The sequence below is a fragment of the Peribacillus sp. 05N428 genome (assembly GCF_056397085.1).
On record NZ_JBFTMS010000006.1, the window covers coordinates 190,579 to 210,132 of the forward strand.

Sequence of the window (19,554 nt, forward strand, 5' to 3'; positions counted from 1 at the left end):
GCTTTGTCCATTGCTATTCTGCTTATTTTGAAGGCTTGTACCCGAAATGTGTTGCTGCTACCCCACCGAAATGGGCTTTATAACTGACATTTTCCATTCCTGCCTGCTTAAACATGTTTTCAAGCTTTTTCATGCCTGGGAAATCTCGAGCCGATTCCTGCAGCCATGAGTATTCACTATAGCTTTTTGCGAATAATTTGCCGAACATGGGCATGATGAAACGGAAATAAAAATAATAGCCCTGTTTAAAGCCTAGCATCGTTGGCTGTGACGTATCCAGGCAAACGACCATACCACCTGGCTTCGCTACACGGTTTAACTCTTTAAGCACTTTCATGTAATCAGGGACATTCCGCAGCCCAAAACCGATCGTGACATAGTCAAAGCTATTATCCTCAAAAGGAAGTTCCATTGCATTCCCATGCATTAGGGAAACTTGATCCAGATTGAGTTCCTTCACCTTTTGTTCGCCGATTTTCAGCATGTTTTTACTAAAATCCAGACCAACAACCTTTCCTTCTGGTCCTACTTCATTAGCAAGGGCAATGGTCCAGTCCGCTGTTCCACAGCATACATCCAGTGCATGGGCGCCTTTTGGGACATTCATGATGGCCATTGTAGCCTTCCGCCATTTAAGATGCTGTTTAAAGCTGATGAGGGAATTCATCTTGTCATAATTTCCGTAAATCTTTTCAAAGACATGATGAACTTTTTGCTCTTTAGACTGCTCCATGATTCACCCTTCTTTCACATATGAATTTGCCATACTCTCTGTTTGTTCCAAAATGGCCTTCACTCTTTCCAGTAGTTCATCATCCAACTTTGCCAGCTTCCGCATCGAGCGCTCTACGGATTGCCGGGCATCCCTCAGGCACTTGTCGAATCGGGTGCGTACCTGTTCTTCCTTTTCCGAAATGGGAACATCCCCACCGGTCGAGTCATCAAAAGGCATTTCCCTTAGGACATCAAAAACTATTGATTCCCCCGACTTCATATAACTGCTCTTCTCGGCATGCAACCGTTTTAAAAGCAGCAGGTCTTCCGATACTTCTATCCAGGCAGGCTCATTATAGTAATCCGCCAGTTTCTGAATCAGCGAAGCCTCTATCGCTTTTACCGTCATTAAAAGCGTTGGTACATCATGAATCGATCCTTGTTGGTATAGAATGATTTTATTATCATTTATTTTTTTTATCGCGCTTGAAAGGATACGGATCATATCAACATTACCTACACTGGCAAGCCCTTGATAATATAAGCCGCTATAGTAATCACCGGCAAGCACTTGTAATTGACGATTTTTCAATACCTCGGGCGACTCGATTCCTTCACCCGAATTCGAGACGATTTCATGGGTATCCAGAGCTATTTGCACTAACATGGTTGAAATGATGTATTGATTCCGTTTTTCGCTTGTAACGTCCAAATCGTTAAACAATCCCCAAAGCAACATCAGTTTATCTTCGTCCAAGCTTGGCTTTTGTATATACTTCAACAAATATGGATGTTGAGCTTTCGTTTCTATTAATCGTTTTAATTGCCTTATGTCGTCCGTAATGTTTAACAATTGAGATCACCCTTGCATCCCCGAAAGATAATTTTTTTCATACATATTGGTTTCTGTCTGTGTAAAATACACATTATTATACCATAAAAACAATCAGATGAAATGGTCAACGTTTATAAAATGAAACTTCCAAAAACAAGGAAATTATCGACTTTTGCTCTTCAAAAAAATGGATGCGGGAAATTTACAGCTTGTTAAACGCGATATCAGGTGATTGATTTATAATGAACCAAGCATTGAGAAACGATCATTTGTCAGGTGAATTCTTTTTGGAATCACTTTCTATCTCTCCGAATGGAGTATAGACCTTTGCATGGCCCCTGATTTTAATTGCCGAGGTATGCTCCGTGAATTGTGCGATCATCACCTCTCCTGAGTCCAGTTTTTCGGAGTGATGAAACTTGGTGTCCGTTCCCCTTGTCAACCCGATGACATTCACACTATCCTCAATGGCTTTGATTACGACAAAATCATTCAGAATCTTTTTATCATTCATTTTTTCCTGCCCCCATATCCTTAGTCTTTAATGAATGCCAGTACTTCAGCTCTCGTACGGTGATCCTTCGCAAACGTTCCCCTTACAGCTGAAGTCACTGTTTTAGATCCGGGTTTTTTTACGCCTCGCATGGTCATGCACATATGTTCAGCCTCTACTACAACCATTACACCATGAGGCTCGAGCTTTTCCATTATCGAGTCTGCAACTGTAGAAGTGATGCGCTCTTGAAGCTGCGGCCGCTTCGATACAGCCTCAACCGCCCGTGCCAATTTGCTTAAACCAGTCACTTTTCCGTTCTTCGGAATATATGCTACATGGGCTTTCCCGTAAAAAGGGACTAAATGATGTTCACATACCGAGTAAAACGGAATATCCTTTACAAGTACGAGTTCTTCATGGTCCTCCCCAAAAACAGTATCGAAATATTCCTTTGGATCCTGATTAAGTCCAGAAAAAATTTCTTCATACATTCTGGCTACACGAGCAGGAGTATCCAGCAGTCCTTCCCTCGTTGGGTCTTCCCCTACAGCCTCGAGAAGCATTTTAACCGCTTCTTCTAATTTGGCATGATCAACATTAGCCATTTTTTGTACCTCCTAAAAAATCAATAATATTATGTATTCAGATAAAAAAACCAAAGCGCGTTGCACCCGGAAATCCATAATTGCAATTATTAAAGCTACCGATTATCCATAGATTGAATTCCTTTAAAGGCAGTTTCGCCGGAAGCGGTTTCGGATGGTTATTTTCTTGTGACAGATTTACCATCTGAAGCGTTTCTAAAATATTCACTGTCTTTTATATTATCACAGATGGAAATTAAGAAGCAAAAAAAGGACCGCGTTTTCACGCGGCCCTTTTCGGTTAAGCACCCGTATGTAATGGTAGAATTACTTCACTGCATCTTTCAGCGCTTTACCGGGTTTGAAAGCTGGCACTTTGCTAGCTGCAATTTCGATTTCGTCACCAGTTTGTGGGTTACGGCCTTTACGAGCCGCACGTTCACGAACTTCAAAGTTACCAAAACCAATCAATTGGACTTTATCACCGTTTTTTAGAGCTTCTAAGATTGTATCAAAAACAGCATCAACAGCTTTTGTAGCGTCTTTCTTAGATATTTCAGTTGCTGTAACAACTTCATTAATTAATTCTGTTTTGTTCATGCCATTCACCTCCTCCCAAAAGGAATCTTTATAAAAAATCATTATTACAACACTATAATAGTGATTTGATATTAGCTTCGGTCAAAAAATTTTCACTCCCTGACAATCAGGGATTACCAAGCCGGTTTAATTTCCAAATTATTCATCCAGAAATGTATAAATAGGTTGAAATCGCTGTTATAACGCGTTTTCTGTATGTAGATTATCACAAATCCTATAAGCTTAGCAAGGGAATTCAAAAAATAATGGGAATCTTTTCATTAATAATTGTATATATTATAAATTTTGTCTTTCGCTATTCATCATTTCCCTTTTTTATAGAAATTAAACTTATTATATTGCTGAAAATCGCTTAACCACAGGGTTTTTTCAAGATTATACTAAAAAACAGCAGGTTAATTCAAATATTAGCGTTCATAAATGATATTTTTCTTGCGATCCTGCCATTTCTTTCATGTAAAAAGACCAATCCATAAATGGAGTTGGTCCAGCCTTAAACGTTTTCTATAAGATGATGGCAATCAAACCGCCACTGCCCTCATTAATAATCCTCTCAAGTGTTTCTTTCAATTTATAGCGTGCATTGTCTGGCATCATCGCTAATTTCACCTGTATGCCTTCCCTTACGTAGGAACTTAGGCTTCTTCCAAAAATATCGGAGTTCCAAATGGAGAGTGGATTGTCTTCGAAATCCTGCATCAGATACCGTACCAATTCCTCACTTTGCTTTTCCGTACCGATGATTGGCGAGAATTCGGATTCGACATCGACCTTGATCATATGGATGGAAGGAGCTACGGCTTTTAGCCTGACACCGAACCTGGCTCCCTGGCGGATGATTTCCGGTTCATCAAGACTCATATCGTTAAGGGATGGGGCTGCGACACCATATCCAGTTTGTTTAACCATTCTCAATGCATCGGCCACCTGATCATATTCTGCTTTCGCATACGCAAAGTCCTGCATCAATGATAACAGATGATCCTTGCCCCGAATCTCCACACCGACAATTTCCTTCAGAATATCATCATAGAGTTCATCCGGAGCGTATAGGTCTATTTCTGCAACCCCCTGCCCCATCTCAATGCCTGCAAGCGCTGCACGGTCAATGAACTCGAATTCATTGAAATGACCGACTACACGATCAACATCCCTCAGGCGCTTAATGTCCTTGACGGTCTCTTTAACCGCTTCCTGGTAACTTTCCCTTAACCAATGATCCTCGCGCAGAACCATTACCCAGCTCGGGAGATTAACATTTACCTCAAGAACAGGAAATTCGTACAAGGCCTCGCGCAGTACGCTGTAAACATCCGATTCCCGCATTCCTTCGACACTCATGGCCAATACGGGGATATCATACTTTTCCTGCAAGGATTCCCTCAGTGCTACCGTATTCGGGTGGTGAGGCTGAACGGAATTGACAATCATGATAAATGGCTTGCCAACCTCCTTCAATTCTTCGACGACCCTTTCCTCGGCCTCTAAATAATCACTTCGAGGGATTTCTCCTATCGAACCATCCGTCGTAACGACCACGCCTAATGTGGAATGATCCTGAATTACTTTGCGAGTGCCGATCTCGGCAGCTTCATTGAACGGAATCGGCTCTTCATACCAAGGCGTGTGAATCATGCGGGGACCATTTTCATCTTCATACCCTTTTGCCCCGGGTATTGTATAACCGACACAATCGACTAAACGGATGTTCACGTCGAGACCTTCAGCTACTTGAATCGATGCTGCCTGGTTCGGTACGAATTTGGGTTCCGTCGTCATGATCGTCTTTCCGGCAGCACTTTGAGGCAATTCATCCTGTGCCCTGGCACGGTCCGCCTCAGACGGTATATTCGGAATGACGACTAGCTCCATGAATTTTTTAATAAATGTGGATTTTCCAGTCCTGACGGCACCGACCACCCCCAAGTATATATCGCCACCGGTCCGTTCAGCTATATCTTTAAAAATATCTACCTTTTCCAAGGTATCCCCTCCCGAATTAGAGTTTTGGGATTTCGTTTATCCATTTGCATTTATTTAGGACAATATATATCTATGATGTTGTCCTAAAAATTTATTCCATTTATTTCCCTGGTTCAATCCCTTCCTCCACCAGAAATTTTTATATAAGGGTTGTTATTTTAAAAGTAAGATGAAATAAAGATAAAAGAAATAACCCTTCCCCTACAATATATTTTGCAGAAGAAGGGTTATGCCTATTTTGTAAGAAATATTGGAGTATTTGTTTTTTCATCAATTGTATAAGGTAACGAATAGGCAGGGACGAAATCCGAACTCTGCACCAGCAGTTCCCGGATATCTTCACCTTGCTTGATTTTCCCCTCATGCTTCTTCAATGCCTCAAGTAAATCCGGGGTATAATCAACAAAAATGCTGCCTTGACCATCGACTACAAGGTATAAATCTTTTTGTGAAAATGGACTCGTGACCGTCGGAGCTTCCTTCAGGCCCATCTTTTCATAATCAAGCGTGAAGACATTATCGGATAACCTTTCCTTAAACGGCGGGTATCCGTTGCTTTGCTGATAGGCAGTCAATCTCAAGGAAACATCCTGAATCTTCTGCGCCATTCTGACATCCAACAGCTTTACAGTCGGGTCTTTTTCAACATTAACGAGGATGTATTGAAAGACACCCCCTGATTCAAAGGCATTGTCCGGCGGTTCAGCCATATACCTCGGCGAAATCTTAGAAAATTTTATGACATATTTTTGATAAATCGGTGTCCCTGCATCTTTAGTAACTATCGGCAGTATGCCGCCTTCATCTTTCTGAAATTGATCCACTGCACTTTGGACGGATTGTAATTGCTCTTTATAAGGCAGTTGGTTTTGCATTTTTTGCTTCTCCGGATATAAGCAGCCAGCTAATGATACAGAGATGCATAATAAACATAATATTTTGAAAAAATTTCTCATCATTTCTCCTCACCTATCAAGTGGTTGGCCCGCTAAGTACAACGATAAGGATGATCAAGCCGGCCAGAATCATAAGTATGTATGCGATAATTGCTGTCAAGACTCTCCAAAAACCTTTTAATTTATAGCGGCTTAAGTAGATTAGAAATATAGAGATAACCATAAAGCCCATAGCTATAAAGGATATCCACATTTTTTGCAGGGCAGGTGTCATATCTTCATCACTCCTTTTTCCAGAAATTATTATAACATACCAAATTACGTTAAAGGAATTAAATCCTTGTCCAATCTGTGTAATTCCTTACTCGTTCTCGTGAAAAAAAATTTCTGAGATCCAGTTATATAAAGAGAAATATGTAATTATTCCCTCCTCCAAGCAACAAAAAACAACGCAAAGACTGTTTCGATTTATAAACAAACTCGATAATAATTGAGTTTGCCGACCGTTTTTTAAGGTGTTTAAAATTTGACCGTTGATTGGAATGTTGGGCACTCGCTTTCCACGGAAGGTCCGCCCTCGACGCTATTAGCGCCTGTGGGGGTCTCCCTTGGCCCCGCTTTCCCGCAGGAGTCCCGTAAGTTCCGTTCCAATCAACTTTGTGTTAACAGGAAGATAAGCTCCTTATTTAAGGATGAAAGCTCGAGGTGATGAGGATACCATTGATCAGCTTGAAATGTTTACTTTAGACAACCTGGTGCAGTGAACTATTTGACTAGTAAAATGGAGGCTGCCATTGATGTAAAGAAGATGGCCACCTGGACTTGACGAAGGGTGGAAATGGTCGAAATAATGACCTTGGAGAGTTCATCAATCTCTAAAACTGCTACAAATTCAAAAAGGTTTCGGAACGATACCATTCCGAAACCTTTTTATCTACAGTCTGAATCAGCCCAAAGGCTGTTTTTCTGCTTTTTTTAATTAAGATTGAAGCGTCGGCAAGACTTCTTTAAACGCTTTAATGACTGTATCGACTTCATCCAGCTTAATAGTCAATGACGGCTCGATCCTGATTGTTTTGGAATTAATAAGCGTACCTGCCACCAAGATGCCTTTATCAAAAAGGGCTTTTGAGAATTCATAACCCACTTCATCTTTATGGAATTCAATACCGATCATTAAACCTTGGCCGCGGATTTCCAGCACCTTATCTTTGTGCTCAGCAGCCACTTCCCTTAACCCATTTAAGAAGTATTCTCCAACTTCTGCAGCACGCTGCGGTAAGTTTTCTTCCAAAAGTACGTCGATCGTAGCAATTGCCGCAGCACAAGCTAGTGGATTTCCACCAAATGTCGTAGTATGCATGAATGGATTGTCGAACCAGCTTTTAAATACTTTCTCATTGGCTACAACAGCGCCTGCTGGCATTACTCCGCCACCAAATGCTTTCGCTAAACAAATAATGTCCGGAACAACATCATATAGCTCAGAAGCGAACATTTTACCTGTCCGTCCCATTCCTGTTTGCACTTCATCCAAGATCAATAACGCATCATATTCGTCACATAATGCACGAACCTGCTTTAAATAATCTTGCGGAGGCAGAATGACCCCTCCTTCACCTTGAATAGGCTCCAACAGCACAGCAGCAACATCTTCACCGACCAATGCACAACTTTCAAACGTTTTTCTCATCATATCCACATCACCGAATGGTACATGGCGCACACCTGGTACCAACGGGATGAACGGTTTTCTGAACATGCCCTTTGCCGTTGCCGATAGGGAACCAAGGCTTTTCCCATGAAATGATTTTGTCGTGGAAATGATCGTGTATTTGTCACTGTACATTTTAGCCAGCTTAAGTGCAGCCTCCACGCTCTCGGTACCGCTGTTCGTAAAGAATGAGTATTTTAGATCTCCCGGTGTGATTTCAGCAAGGATCTTGGCAAGCATTGCACGTAATGGATCAAGCAAGTCCTGGCTATGAAGGGCTTGTCTTTGCAATTGATCGGTTACGGCCTTTACTACTTTAGGGTTACGATGGCCAACATTATAAATACCAAAGCCACCTAAACAATCAATATATTTTTTTCCATTTACATCTGTAAAACAGGAATCTTGATCAGACCACTCCACCGAAGCGAATTGAGTATCTTTAGTGACCGTCTTCCGATATTCCAAAAATCCAGGGTTTACATGGTTACGGAAATTCTCGACCGTTTCTCTTGTTACCCACTGTGCATCTTCTTTTGAAATTTCTTTTTGCTCGATTAATTGAAGCACCTTTTTAATATAATCTTGAGTTGCTGATTGGTTAGCTTGAGTGTTTTTACTTTCTACGTTAATTGACATTTTATAATCTCCTTTTTTTATAGCTTTAGTTGATGGGTTAATTAAGTTTGCTTTTTTTATGAAACTTTGATGCTTACCTCCCTTTTTTCTTATACTTACTAATCAAGCAAGAACCATGCCAAGTTAATTAACCAATAAAAACGCATTTTTTTAAAAAAATCACTCTAAAACTATGCAAATATGCATATCGTTATTTCACTTTGCATAATCGAGTTTGGGAAATCATTGAAAAGCTTCGAAAATGCCTTCATAAAAATAAAAGCCGTTGACAAGTGATTTTCATCACTCGGCAACGGCTTTTAATCAAAATGCATCATTTTCGATTTTCTTACTTTGTTCAGCTAACACTTTTTGATACTTCCTGCTCACTGACGATTGACTTATCCCGAGCGCTTTAGCCGCTTTGGTCGTGGTTTTATACTGTTTCATGGCAAGCATGATCAATTGTTCTTCCACATGATCCTGTGCTTCCTGCAGCGGAAGGATTCTCGTAATGATGGGTTTCGTTTGTTTAAAGTCACTGCCCACAGGTATGAACCTTTGAATGAAGTCAGCATCGATCATCTCTTCATCTGCAGAAACAACCAATCTTTCAATCATGTTCTGCAACTCACGAATGTTTCCCGGCCAAGTATAGACTTCCAGTATATTTAATGCATCGGGGGAAAAGTGATAATTCCGCTGATACCTTTCATTCAGTTTTTGCAGGAAATGAAAGGCTAGCGGCGGTATATCCTCCGGCCTTTCCCTTAATGGGGGCACATGTATGGGTATGACGTTCAATCGATAGAATAAATCTTCTCGGAACGTGCCCATCTCGACCATTTTTTCCAGACTCTTATTCGTGGCCGCAACAATTTGAACATCAATGGAAATGGGTGTAGTGCTGCCAATCGGTATCACTTCCTGTTCCTGGAGTACCCGCAGCAGCTTGACTTGCAGATGTATGGGCATGTCACCCACTTCATCCAGGAATAAAACACCCTTATTGGCCTGCTGAAAGTATCCTACCTTCCCGTTTTTATCCGCTCCTGTAAAGGAACCCTTCGTATAACCAAACAATTCACTTTCGAGAAGGTTTTCCGGAATCGCCCCGCAATTTATCTTCAGGAAAGGTTGTTTAGATCGCCTGCCCATTTTATGAATGGCTTCAGCTATCACTTCTTTACCTACTCCCGACTCCCCATTGATTAATACAGTAGATGAAAAATGGGCGATTTTCTTGACTTGGCTGATTATCTGCTCCATTTTAGGACTTGCAAAAACCAACTCTTTATAAAATTGATCCTGTTTTTTGAATGAGTCCAGTTCTTTCCTCATTTCATTTAATTCCGATTTCAATTTTGTCGTTTCCGTTATATCCCTTGATGCAATGACTATTCGATCTATTTCCCCTTTTTCATTGAACACAGGGGTGCCGACGGAAAGGACTTTCTTATTCATTTTCGTATCTTGGACAATCGATACTTTCTTTTTTTGTTCAAGGACTAACCGGGTTACCGAAGGATTAAAAATCCCTTCATCCTCTAATTGCAAGAGATTCTTCCCGATATAATCTTTTAAGTCCTTCCCCCAGAATCCCGAGATGATGCTGTCACTATAGCGCAGCAGCTCTCCTTTTTGATTGACTACAAGTATTTCATCATAGATATTCGCTAAAATGGCATTCAAGTCTTTATTCGAGCTTTTTATCAATTCTATTTCCATGGCCATTTCCTCAACCATCGGTAAATCCTGAACGATGATGATCAGGCCTTCGACTTCTTTTTCATGGTTCAGAATCGGGCTATAGTCGACAAGCACACTCATGACATCAGTAATCTCCAACTGATTCAGAATACTGCTCCCGCTGGCAAACACGCTATGTATATGCTGCTTATTGAAGATGTTCGCAGCAGGTTCATTAAGGACTTGTTCAGAAGGTTTTTTTATCATCTTCAAGCCTGATTCATTGAAGTTCACGATATTCTTTTCTTTATCAGCCACAAATATCCCCATAGGAATGGAGGTTAATATAACATTTAGCAGGTCTAAATTTTGTTTGCTGTCCTGCTTGAATAATTCAGCTAATACATCTTCCCTTTTTACATAACCGGTTAGCATGCCATCATCCGTTTTTATCAGCACGATAGGTTCACCGATAATTTGAAACAGATGCGGCAAGGAAATGTTAGGGTGCAATTTACAGACATTATCAATCGAAAAAGCATACTGTAAAAGCTGATCGACTGTCGTTATTTTTTCATTTAACGGGAGGTCATCCATACGGATATACGCAAACACTTGATTTTCCTTCATAAGAAAGAAGAAAGGTTCCTGTATCTCATGAATATTTTGGTCTGAAAATGTAGGCTGATCAATTGTTATAGTTATGAATGGTCTAATTTTATCATCCGGAATAGATAACACAGTTTCACTCTCCTTTTGTAACCTAACCTATATTTTATCACAATTCCGAATTGCAAGATAAAAAATAAGAAGCACCATTACTCATATCCAGCATTTACCTTTACTTGTTCCACGACAAAAGGGTCCTTTAACGGACCCTTTTGACCTAAAAACCTGATATGCAGCTTAGACTTATTTTATAAAGGACCGTCCACCTTATCTTATACATTCCAATCATGTTTGACTTTTGCTTATTCCTGTTTGTTATGATTCGTGGATGGCCGTCCCCTGCTAAGGCTTTTTATACAGATAGGACAGCTCTCGCCATACCGTCATTACGGCTCCATACCTGTTTGCAACACTATAAGGTACCAAGGGTAAAATGTAGCTTCCAATGCTTCTGCCCCCGTCACTTTTCCTTATTCATTCCCCTACGTAATTTTCCAGAAAGATAAATACCATCAAAAGGCAAGGCGACGAACGTTAGTACCGCATTTGCATTCGCACCCATTTTCCTAACCATGACACAGAAACCGTCACAATAATCAGTAAATTCAATGCTTATGGAAAGGTCAGTAAAGAAGGAAATTTATTAAAAGCAATATAATTGAAATGAATAATTAATCCATCAGTATCGATTAGCCTACAAAAACAGGCATATGCATGAATGGACTTTGCATATGAACCTTTACCGATTCCTGCCGAAGGAATGACTTTTCCAACATTACATAACTGTACACCATGAAAAGCATCACCATGAAAGCTCCCGGGAACCAAACTAAGCGACATATTCTTGCTCTAAGCGCTGAATACATGTTGCTAACGGCATGAACGGGATAGAACAACAAGCAACATTACTGACCTCTTCATTTCTCATCAGCCATATAACACCCTCCTTCGTGTAATGAAACAGTAGATTAAATTCACTGTGCTTTTTCAAAATGAAATAGCGGAGGGGATTCCGTAAACCATTTGGTCCGATACAGAAGATAACCAATCCCAATTACCGCCCAGACTATTCCTAAAATCAAGGAACTCATCTCGAGATTAAGCCAAAGGATGAAGACTGAAGCCGCGCCTAAAACCGGGGACAGAATAGTTGAAAGAAAACCTCTAATCGTTCTGAAGCTTTTGTTTCTTATCGAATGGACGATTACGCAAATATTCACGAAGGTAAAAGCGATTAATGCCCCAAAGTTTATGAGGGAAGTGGCCGTAACCAAATCAAGGAATAAGGCAACCAGTGATATCGACCCGACAAAAATGACATTAAAAAATGGCGTGTTGTACTTGGGGTGGACAAACCCAAATAGTTTTTTCGGGATCATTTGGTCACGCCCCATGACATATAGCAACCTAGAAACACTAGCGTGAGATGCAAGACCGGAGGCAAGGGTACCGCATAAGGTTCCTGCAAGAAAGAATGCCTGAAATAACTTCCCGCCCACGAAAAGGGCAATTTCCGGAGAAGCTGCTTCAGGATCGCTAAAACGGGAAACATCCGGGAAAAATAACTGTGTAAAAAATGATGCTGTCACGAATAAAACCCCTCCGATCAGGGCAGTCAAAAAGATGGCCCGGGGGACCGTTTTGGATGGATTCGGTGTTTCTTCCGATAAAGTAGTGACTGCGTCAAACCCCAAAAAAGAAAAACAAAGGATTGTAGCACCAGTTATGAGCGTCGAGACTTCCATATGGGGCCCGATGAATGGCTGAACCGACAAGACCTCTCCAGTCCCTTCTCCACCCATGACTCCTTTAACGACAAGTACGCCAAAAATGACGATGACCAACATTTGAAAAAAAACAAGGAAGCTATTAAAGTTGGCCGCAAAATTAACATTGAATAAGTTAATGACTGTCATTAAAAGGACAAATGCCACCACCCAAATCCACGGGTATACTTCCGGAAAAAGAGCAGTTAAGTATATTTTTGTCAAAATGCCGTTCACCATCGGTAAAAATAAATAGTCAAGTAACGAAGACCACCCGACAAGGAAGCCTAAATGCGGACTGATCGTTTTTTGTGTGTACGTATAGGATGAACCTGCCTGCGGATATATTTTAACCATTTTTCCATAACTGGCTGCTGTAAACAACATTGCCAAAAGAGCAATGATATAAGCGGTCGGCACATGCCCCCCGGTTTTTTCGGAAACTATCCCGAATGTATCAAAAACAACCATCGGCGTCATATATCCAACACCGAGCAATACGATATGCCACAAGTTTAAAGACCTTTTCAGATTACCTGTTTGCATGTATCATTCCCCTTCCTTTTTAAGCGAGAAAATAGTAACAAACTTTTCTCGCCTCCCCTTAAAATTTTTTGGTCATATTACACTTCGCAATTTTCATACCAAAAAAAAAGGGTCGATTTTTAACAAAAAACAAGGAAATATGTAGAATGATTTATGCAAATTTGAATAATCTATTCAATTATTCATAAACAGAAGATTTTTTGCCCATAAAAAAAAGCAGAAGATATTTAGATATCTTCTGCTCATTTGACTAAATCCCCCGTGCCGAGGTCAAATTACTAGTTTACTTTCGTTGCATTGTATGCTGATACACGGCAAGGCGCATCATCAAATGCCTAATTTAATGAAATTCTTTTATGAAAATCAACAGATTGGGGATTAATCCTGCTGCCTGCTATCCAATATGTTAAAAAGTTCTTCCATCTCATTCGTTTTTGAACGATTCATCAAAAGGTCAACTGCCTTTTTCACTTCTTCCCCATTGAATAAAACATCGTACAGGGCTTCGGTGATCGGCATATTCACTTCGTACTTTTGGGCTAGTTGATAGGCGGCTTTAGTGGTTCTGACACCTTCAACGACCATCCCCATGTTTTCCAAAACTTCTTCAAGCTTTTGCCCTTTACCAAGCATATTCCCAGCTCTCCAATTACGGGAATGAACGCTTGTACAAGTGACGATCAAGTCGCCAATCCCAGCTAAACCTGAAAACGTTAGTGGGTTAGCCCCCATAGCCACCCCTAGACGGGATATTTCAGCCAACCCTCGAGTCATTAATGCAGCCTTGGCATTATCCCCATAGCCTAAACCATCCGTGATGCCGGCAGCCAAAGCAATGATGTTCTTTAAAGCCCCTCCGATTTCAACACCAATCAAGTCCGGATTCGTATATACACGGAAATTATTATTGATAAAGATGTCCTGAACCCTTTCGGCAGCTTTCATATTCTTTGAGGAAACGGCAACTGTTGTCGGGTGACGTAAACTGACTTCTTCTGCATGGCTCGGTCCTGAAAGAACCACTATATCCTTAAGCCATTCTGACGAAGAGACTTCTTCAATCATTTCCGATATACGAAGCAGGGAATCAGGTTCAATTCCCTTACTCACATGAACGATTGTCAATGGTTTATCATGAGCCTCTTCAATCTGACCAAGCACTTCCCGGTAGGCTTTTGTCGGAACAGCCAAGATTATTATTTCAATCCCTGCCAATGCTTCCTTAATGGAAGAATAACCTTTAATCCCCAAAGGCAAATCAATCCCAGGCAAGTATTTTTCATTCGTATGATTTTGATTGATTTCATTGATTTGATTCTGATTATGTCCCCATAATCTTACTTCATGCTGGTTATCAGCGATTACAAGCGCTAAAGCAGTCCCCCAGCTCCCAGCTCCAATCACTGCGATACTTTCTTTTTCTTTTACCACGGTATAACCACCTTTACTATTTTCTCTGGCGTCCAAAAATTCGTATTGGTGTTCCTTCAAAACCAAAGGCATCCCTAATTCGATTTTCTAAAAATCTCTCATATGAGAAATGCAATAACTCCGGATCGTTAACGAATACGACGAAAGTTGGCGGCTTGATGGCTACCTGTGTCGTATAGTAAATTTTCAAACGGTTTCCATTATGAGTCGGTGTCGGATTCATTGCCACGGCATCCATTACCACTTCATTCAATACATTTGTCTGAACCCGGATAGCATGATTCTCACTAGCCTGATCAATGACCGGTATTAAGGTATGTGTCCGTTTTTTCGTTAAGGCAGAAAGATAAATGATTGGCGCATAATCCAAGAACAGGAAATGAGCCCGGATCTTTTCTTCAAAATCCTTCATCGTTTTTTCATCTTTCTCGATGGCATCCCACTTATTGACGACGATGATGACCGCCCTACCCGCTTCATGGGCATATCCTGCAATTTTCTTATCCTGCTCACGAATTCCTTCTTCGGCGTTCAGGACTACAAGAACAACGTCTGAACGTTCAATTGCCCTTAATGCACGAAGTACGCTATATTTTTCCGTACTTTCATACACCTTGCCTTTTTTCCGCATCCCTGCTGTATCAATAATGACATACTCTTTGCCATTGTACTTATACGGAGAGTCAATCGCGTCACGAGTCGTACCTTCAATATCACTGACAATGACGCGTTCTTCACCTAACAATGCATTGACCAGAGAAGATTTACCTACGTTCGGTCTTCCAATCAAACTGAATTTAATGACATCATCAGCATAATCCGGGCCGTCGAATTTAGGGAAATGTTTAGCCGCTTCATCCAGAAGGTCACCAAGACCAAGTCCATGAGACCCGGAAATCGGGAATGGATCGCCAAAACCTAACGCATAGAAATCATAAATTTGATCTTTCATTTCTGGGTTATCGACTTTATTTACCGCAAGGACAACCGGCTTTCTTGACTTATAGAGTATCTTTGCGACCTCTTCATCAGCTGCCGTTACACCTTCACGACCATTCGTCATAAAAATAATCACATCAGCTTCGTCAATGGCAATTTCAGCCTGCTGGCGAATTTGTTCTAGGAACGGCTCGTCACCGATATCAATTCCACCTGTATCAATAATGTTGAAATCATGTGTCAACCATTCACCCGAACTATAAATCCTGTCCCGGGTCACTCCAGGAACGTCTTCGACAATCGAAACCCGTTCTCCAACTATTCTATTAAAGATTGTCGATTTTCCCACGTTCGGACGACCGACTATCGCAATTACCGGTTTTGGCATTGCTATTCACCCTTTCTGCTACTATATCTCTGTCAAAGTCACGAAATTCATGAATGCATTTATTACGGTTGCTTTGCATTATTGATTTTCATAATTTCCTTTTAAAGGAAAAGGTTGTATTCATCATCATTTAAAGGAATCTTTCATCAGTAAGAATAATCCCAACTGATGTTCAGTTAAACTCATCAGGTATTCACGGACGGTTTGTCCACTTGACGCCCCGGTTCCTTAGGTGACATGAAGCTGAACCCTCTGCATGCTAAAACATGATTCTAAACAGCCCCAAAAAATGAAGAAAGCTTCGGCATACGGCTTCCTTTTTAATTGTTTAGAGCATTTTACGATTTATCTACAGACCTCTAACTATCCTATAGTAACAAATTTCTCGCCAATCAACAATGATTGTATGAATAAAAGCCTTCCAATTCCAATTGGTTCCATTTATATTTCTGCCTTTTGATAAAACAGCTAATACCCCATTTTAATTTTCTCCATACTCATTGATTAAAATTCTCTTTTCCTTGTTTTGATAAAAATCTCGAATGGGAAATTGTATAAATGTATTGGCCAACCAGTTCCAACATTCTCCACAGTATGTTTGCTCCCAATACCAGCACGGCATTATCATGCCATGCGTAAGCAAGGGCCACATAAGGTAAAGAGTGGTAAGCAAGTAATCCGGAATATATGATATCTCCCAGCAGCATCCCAATTAAAAGGACGAACAATCGATGTTTCCAATTTTTAAAAAGTAATAATATAAGATAATTCAGGAAAATACACAAAAGATAAGAGGGTTTCATTATGAGCCATATCGGATCAAGTAAAGAAAAAAGTTGAAAACTCGCATAAGCGAGAGTGATAATAAGACTTCCGCTGATCAGTTCCATCATCTTGATGATTGATTTCTTCCTAATATACACACACAGAATAAAGAAAAGATACGGTCCGCTCAAATGCACGGAAACCAACGGAGCCTCCAGTTTATAGCCCGCTAATACCATTACGGCTAATAGATGAAAAAGAAAATCAAAACGAAAGGGAACCGTTTTCGGAATAAAATACATGACAATGACCCAAACTATCCATGAAATCCAATAAAATATAATTCCATCCATGCAGCGTCCCCCCTTTAAGGAACATTATGGCTTGTTTATTCAAAGTATAAACGTTAAGCACGGCATTTAATGAGGAAACCTTCCCCCTATCATGTAAAAAGGAGGTGTGAACATGGGAAAAGATCGACAAGAGAAGAAATTGAGAGAAAGTAAACGGGTGGAGTCCGACAGGGACCAATCACTGGGTCATAAAGGGGCAACAAGTATGGAAAGCCCTGAAAAGGCACGAAAAAGGAATAGTTAAGTCTATCCATGAACAAAAAGGAAGCATCTCCATTCGTTTCAATGAGATGCTTCCTTTTTGTGGTCATTCATTTAGCATATGCCGAACAATCAATGCCTCTTTGAGATAACCAATGATAGGTATTTCCTTTGATGACCAATTTCGATTTTCTTAGCTCTGAGATATTACCGCATCCGAGTGCAGTCATGATGACCTTTAAATCTTCATGTATGTAATGTATTTCTTTAATCAATTGTTCCAAGCCCAACTCTTTATATAGCTTGAGGAAATGTCCGGCCAATCCGACACCTCTTGCTCCTAGCGCCAGGCTTTTTGTAATTTCCAAAGGGCTTTGAATGCCACCCGACCCTATGACTGAAAGCTGTGGTGAAACATTTACCGCTTCGACAATCGACGCGGCTGTCGGGATGCCCCATTCATTAAAGTATCCGAGTATTTTTGCACGTCTTTCATTCTCGATTTTAGCAAAATTCGTTCCGCCAAACCCGCCTACATCAATGATTGAAACACCTACGGAATGTAATTGCTGCACCGTCTCCATACTCATCCCAAATCCAACTTCTTTTACGATGACAGGGATTCCGATCGTTTTATTGATTTTTTCTATTCTCGAAAGGGTACCCGCAAAATCCCTGTCCCCTTCAGGCATCGTCAATTCTTGGATGACGTTAATATGTATTTGAAGGGCATCGGCCCCGATCATTTCGCTTGCCCGCTTAGCCTGTTCGACTGTTGCTTCACCACCGAGATTACCAATCAACACACCATCAGGATTTTCCTTCCTTACAACTTTGAAAGAAGCTTGCTGGCTAGGATCCTTGATGGCTGCCATTTGCGATCCTACCGCCATGGCGATTCCCGTTTCCCTTGCAGCAATGGCTAGGTCACCATTCAATTTTTCCGTTTCAGGGCCTCCGCCTCCGGTCATGGCATTTATAAAAATTGGCGAACTTAATTCAAGTTCGCCAACTTCTGCTGTGAGGTTCACATTATTCAAGGAAATACCTGGTAAGCTTTGGTGAATAAACGAAATATCTTCTAGTCCGGTTTGATGCTGCTGTCCTGTCTTAAGCGCAAATTCTATATGATCTAATTTTCGTTGTTTTCTCTCCAAGGCCATCACCATTATTATCTTATTTTAGTTTTTTCAATTGATCACCGATCATTTCACCTAGCTGAAAACCCTTCGATTCTTCAGGCATCTCATAATCTGATGTGTTGTAATTGGATTGAGGTTCTTCAAGTTCCTTGATGCTCAATGATAAACGCTGATCCGTTTCATTGACTTCGAGCACTTTCACTTCGACAGACTGGCCTTCTTTAAGTACTTCTTGCGGTGTGGCAATATGCTTGTGTGAAATTTGTGATATATGGACAAGCCCTTCTACGCCTGGAAAAATTTCCACGAATGCACCGAAAGAAACAAGGCGTTTGACGATACCTTCCAGTGTAGAGCCTTTGGCAGCTTTTTCTGCAATTCCTGCCCAAGGTCCAGGAAGGGTATCCTTGATGGAAAGTGAAATCCTTTCATTATCACGATCGATGGATAGCACTTTCACCTGCACATTATCCCCTTCAGAAACGACATCGGATGCCTTGTCGACATGCTGATGGGAAAGCTGTGAAATGTGGACAAGGCCGTCTACGCCACCAATATCCACGAACGCACCAAAATCGGTAATCCTTTGGACCACACCCTCAAGCACTTGCCCGCTTTCAATCTTATCCAAGACATTTGCTTTTTGCTTTTCCTTTTGGTCCTGGACCACAGCCCGATGTGAGAGGATTAAGCGATTTTTGTCTTTCTCAAGCTCAACGATCTTGAATGTTAAAGTTTTGTTTTTGTAATCAGAAAAGTCTTCAACGAAATAGTCTTCTACTAGAGAAGCTGGAACAAAACCACGTACGCCTAGATCTACGACAAGCCCGCCTTTGACGACATCTTTAACTTCAGCCTCAAATACGTCTCCATTTTCAAATTTCAATTCCAGGTCATCCCATGCCTTAAGAGCGTCAATTTTACGTTTTGATAGAATGAGAGCTTCTTCTTCGACTTTAATGACTTCCAGCTCCAATGCATCACCTTCCGAAACGGCATCTGACGCCTTTTCGACATGCAGGCTTGAAAGCTCACTGATAGGTATGATTCCATCAGTTTTGCTGTTTTCCACATCGACAATGACCTGTTTTTCTTCTACCTTTGAAACGGTTGCTTTAACTTGATCCCCAACTTTGTAATCGTTCACTTCTACTTGGTTCATATCTTCTGTCATTACTAACTCCTCCTTAACCCATGACTGATCAGCAAATTTCCTCTTCATCGG

18 protein-coding genes are annotated in these 19,554 nt (G+C 40.9%); 1 reads left to right on the forward strand and 17 read right to left on the reverse strand.

Annotation, left to right across the window (positions count from 1 at the left end; all coding sequences use genetic code 11):
- Positions 1 to 22: 22 nt before the first annotated feature.
- The 15 genes from AC1DIV_RS08555 to AC1DIV_RS08625 form a co-directional block, all read right to left on the reverse strand.
- The gene (locus AC1DIV_RS08555) at positions 23 to 733 is read right to left on the reverse strand and encodes a demethylmenaquinone methyltransferase (RefSeq protein ID WP_034308012.1); all 711 of its coding nucleotides are present in this window, start codon (positions 731 to 733) and stop codon (positions 23 to 25) included.
- 3 nt (positions 734 to 736) lie between these two features.
- Positions 737 to 1,567, reverse strand: a complete 831-nt coding sequence (locus AC1DIV_RS08560) for a heptaprenyl diphosphate synthase component 1 (RefSeq protein WP_340876842.1) — start codon at positions 1,565 to 1,567, stop codon at positions 737 to 739.
- A gap of 247 nt (positions 1,568 to 1,814) precedes the next feature.
- Entirely contained in the window at positions 1,815 to 2,063 is a 249-nt protein-coding gene (mtrB, locus tag AC1DIV_RS08565; RefSeq protein WP_034308017.1) for a trp RNA-binding attenuation protein MtrB, read from the reverse strand.
- Between the two features lie 20 nt (positions 2,064 to 2,083).
- Positions 2,084 to 2,650 (reverse strand): GTP cyclohydrolase I FolE, encoded by a 567-nt coding sequence (gene folE / locus AC1DIV_RS08570; protein WP_034308020.1) that lies wholly within the window; start codon positions 2,648 to 2,650, stop codon positions 2,084 to 2,086.
- A 306-nt stretch (positions 2,651 to 2,956) separates the two neighbouring features.
- Complete coding sequence (locus AC1DIV_RS08575) at positions 2,957 to 3,229, reverse strand: HU family DNA-binding protein (RefSeq protein ID WP_034308023.1); 273 nt, start codon at positions 3,227 to 3,229, stop codon at positions 2,957 to 2,959.
- Between the two features lie 504 nt (positions 3,230 to 3,733).
- Positions 3,734 to 5,212 carry a stage IV sporulation protein A gene (gene spoIVA, locus AC1DIV_RS08580; RefSeq protein ID WP_034308024.1) on the reverse strand — a complete coding sequence of 493 codons (1,479 nt, stop codon included), beginning with the start codon at positions 5,210 to 5,212 and terminating at the stop codon, positions 3,734 to 3,736.
- A gap of 233 nt (positions 5,213 to 5,445) precedes the next feature.
- Positions 5,446 to 6,171, reverse strand: coding sequence for a hypothetical protein (locus AC1DIV_RS08585; RefSeq protein WP_251540827.1), 726 nt, complete (start codon positions 6,169 to 6,171; stop codon positions 5,446 to 5,448).
- A gap of 13 nt (positions 6,172 to 6,184) precedes the next feature.
- On the reverse strand, positions 6,185 to 6,382 hold the full coding sequence (locus AC1DIV_RS08590) for a DUF2768 domain-containing protein (protein ID WP_048681698.1): 198 nt from the start codon (positions 6,380 to 6,382) through the stop codon (positions 6,185 to 6,187).
- 491 nt (positions 6,383 to 6,873) lie between these two features.
- A complete protein-coding gene (locus AC1DIV_RS08595) occupies positions 6,874 to 7,026 on the reverse strand; it encodes a hypothetical protein (RefSeq protein ID WP_323597745.1) in 153 nt (50 codons plus the stop codon).
- Positions 7,027 to 7,087: 61 nt separating this feature from the next.
- A complete protein-coding gene (locus tag AC1DIV_RS08600; RefSeq protein ID WP_048681701.1) occupies positions 7,088 to 8,461 on the reverse strand; it encodes a putrescine aminotransferase in 1,374 nt (457 codons plus the stop codon).
- Between the two features lie 303 nt (positions 8,462 to 8,764).
- Positions 8,765 to 10,870, reverse strand: a complete 2,106-nt coding sequence (locus AC1DIV_RS08605; protein WP_323597746.1) for a sigma 54-interacting transcriptional regulator — start codon at positions 10,868 to 10,870, stop codon at positions 8,765 to 8,767.
- 902 nt (positions 10,871 to 11,772) lie between these two features.
- The gene (locus tag AC1DIV_RS08610; RefSeq protein ID WP_202186201.1) at positions 11,773 to 13,110 is read right to left on the reverse strand and encodes an APC family permease; all 1,338 of its coding nucleotides are present in this window, start codon (positions 13,108 to 13,110) and stop codon (positions 11,773 to 11,775) included.
- Positions 13,111 to 13,488: 378 nt separating this feature from the next.
- Positions 13,489 to 14,541, reverse strand: a complete 1,053-nt coding sequence (locus tag AC1DIV_RS08615; RefSeq protein ID WP_323597748.1) for an NAD(P)H-dependent glycerol-3-phosphate dehydrogenase — start codon at positions 14,539 to 14,541, stop codon at positions 13,489 to 13,491.
- A gap of 16 nt (positions 14,542 to 14,557) precedes the next feature.
- Positions 14,558 to 15,868, reverse strand: a complete 1,311-nt coding sequence (gene der / locus AC1DIV_RS08620) for a ribosome biogenesis GTPase Der (RefSeq protein WP_034308039.1) — start codon at positions 15,866 to 15,868, stop codon at positions 14,558 to 14,560.
- A 497-nt stretch (positions 15,869 to 16,365) separates the two neighbouring features.
- Complete coding sequence (locus tag AC1DIV_RS08625; protein ID WP_251540832.1) at positions 16,366 to 16,986, reverse strand: YphA family membrane protein; 621 nt, start codon at positions 16,984 to 16,986, stop codon at positions 16,366 to 16,368.
- Between the two features lie 112 nt (positions 16,987 to 17,098).
- Between AC1DIV_RS08625 and AC1DIV_RS08630 the strand changes: the two genes are divergently transcribed.
- Complete coding sequence (locus AC1DIV_RS08630) at positions 17,099 to 17,230, forward strand: YpzI family protein (protein ID WP_340876844.1); 132 nt, start codon at positions 17,099 to 17,101, stop codon at positions 17,228 to 17,230.
- A gap of 67 nt (positions 17,231 to 17,297) precedes the next feature.
- Here AC1DIV_RS08630 and fni read toward each other — a convergent pair whose 3' ends face one another.
- Complete coding sequence (gene fni / locus AC1DIV_RS08635; RefSeq protein ID WP_251540834.1) at positions 17,298 to 18,344, reverse strand: type 2 isopentenyl-diphosphate Delta-isomerase; 1,047 nt, start codon at positions 18,342 to 18,344, stop codon at positions 17,298 to 17,300.
- A gap of 19 nt (positions 18,345 to 18,363) precedes the next feature.
- On the reverse strand, positions 18,364 to 19,503 hold the full coding sequence (rpsA, locus tag AC1DIV_RS08640; RefSeq protein ID WP_340876845.1) for a 30S ribosomal protein S1: 1,140 nt from the start codon (positions 19,501 to 19,503) through the stop codon (positions 18,364 to 18,366).
- Positions 19,504 to 19,554: the final 51 nt, after the last annotated feature.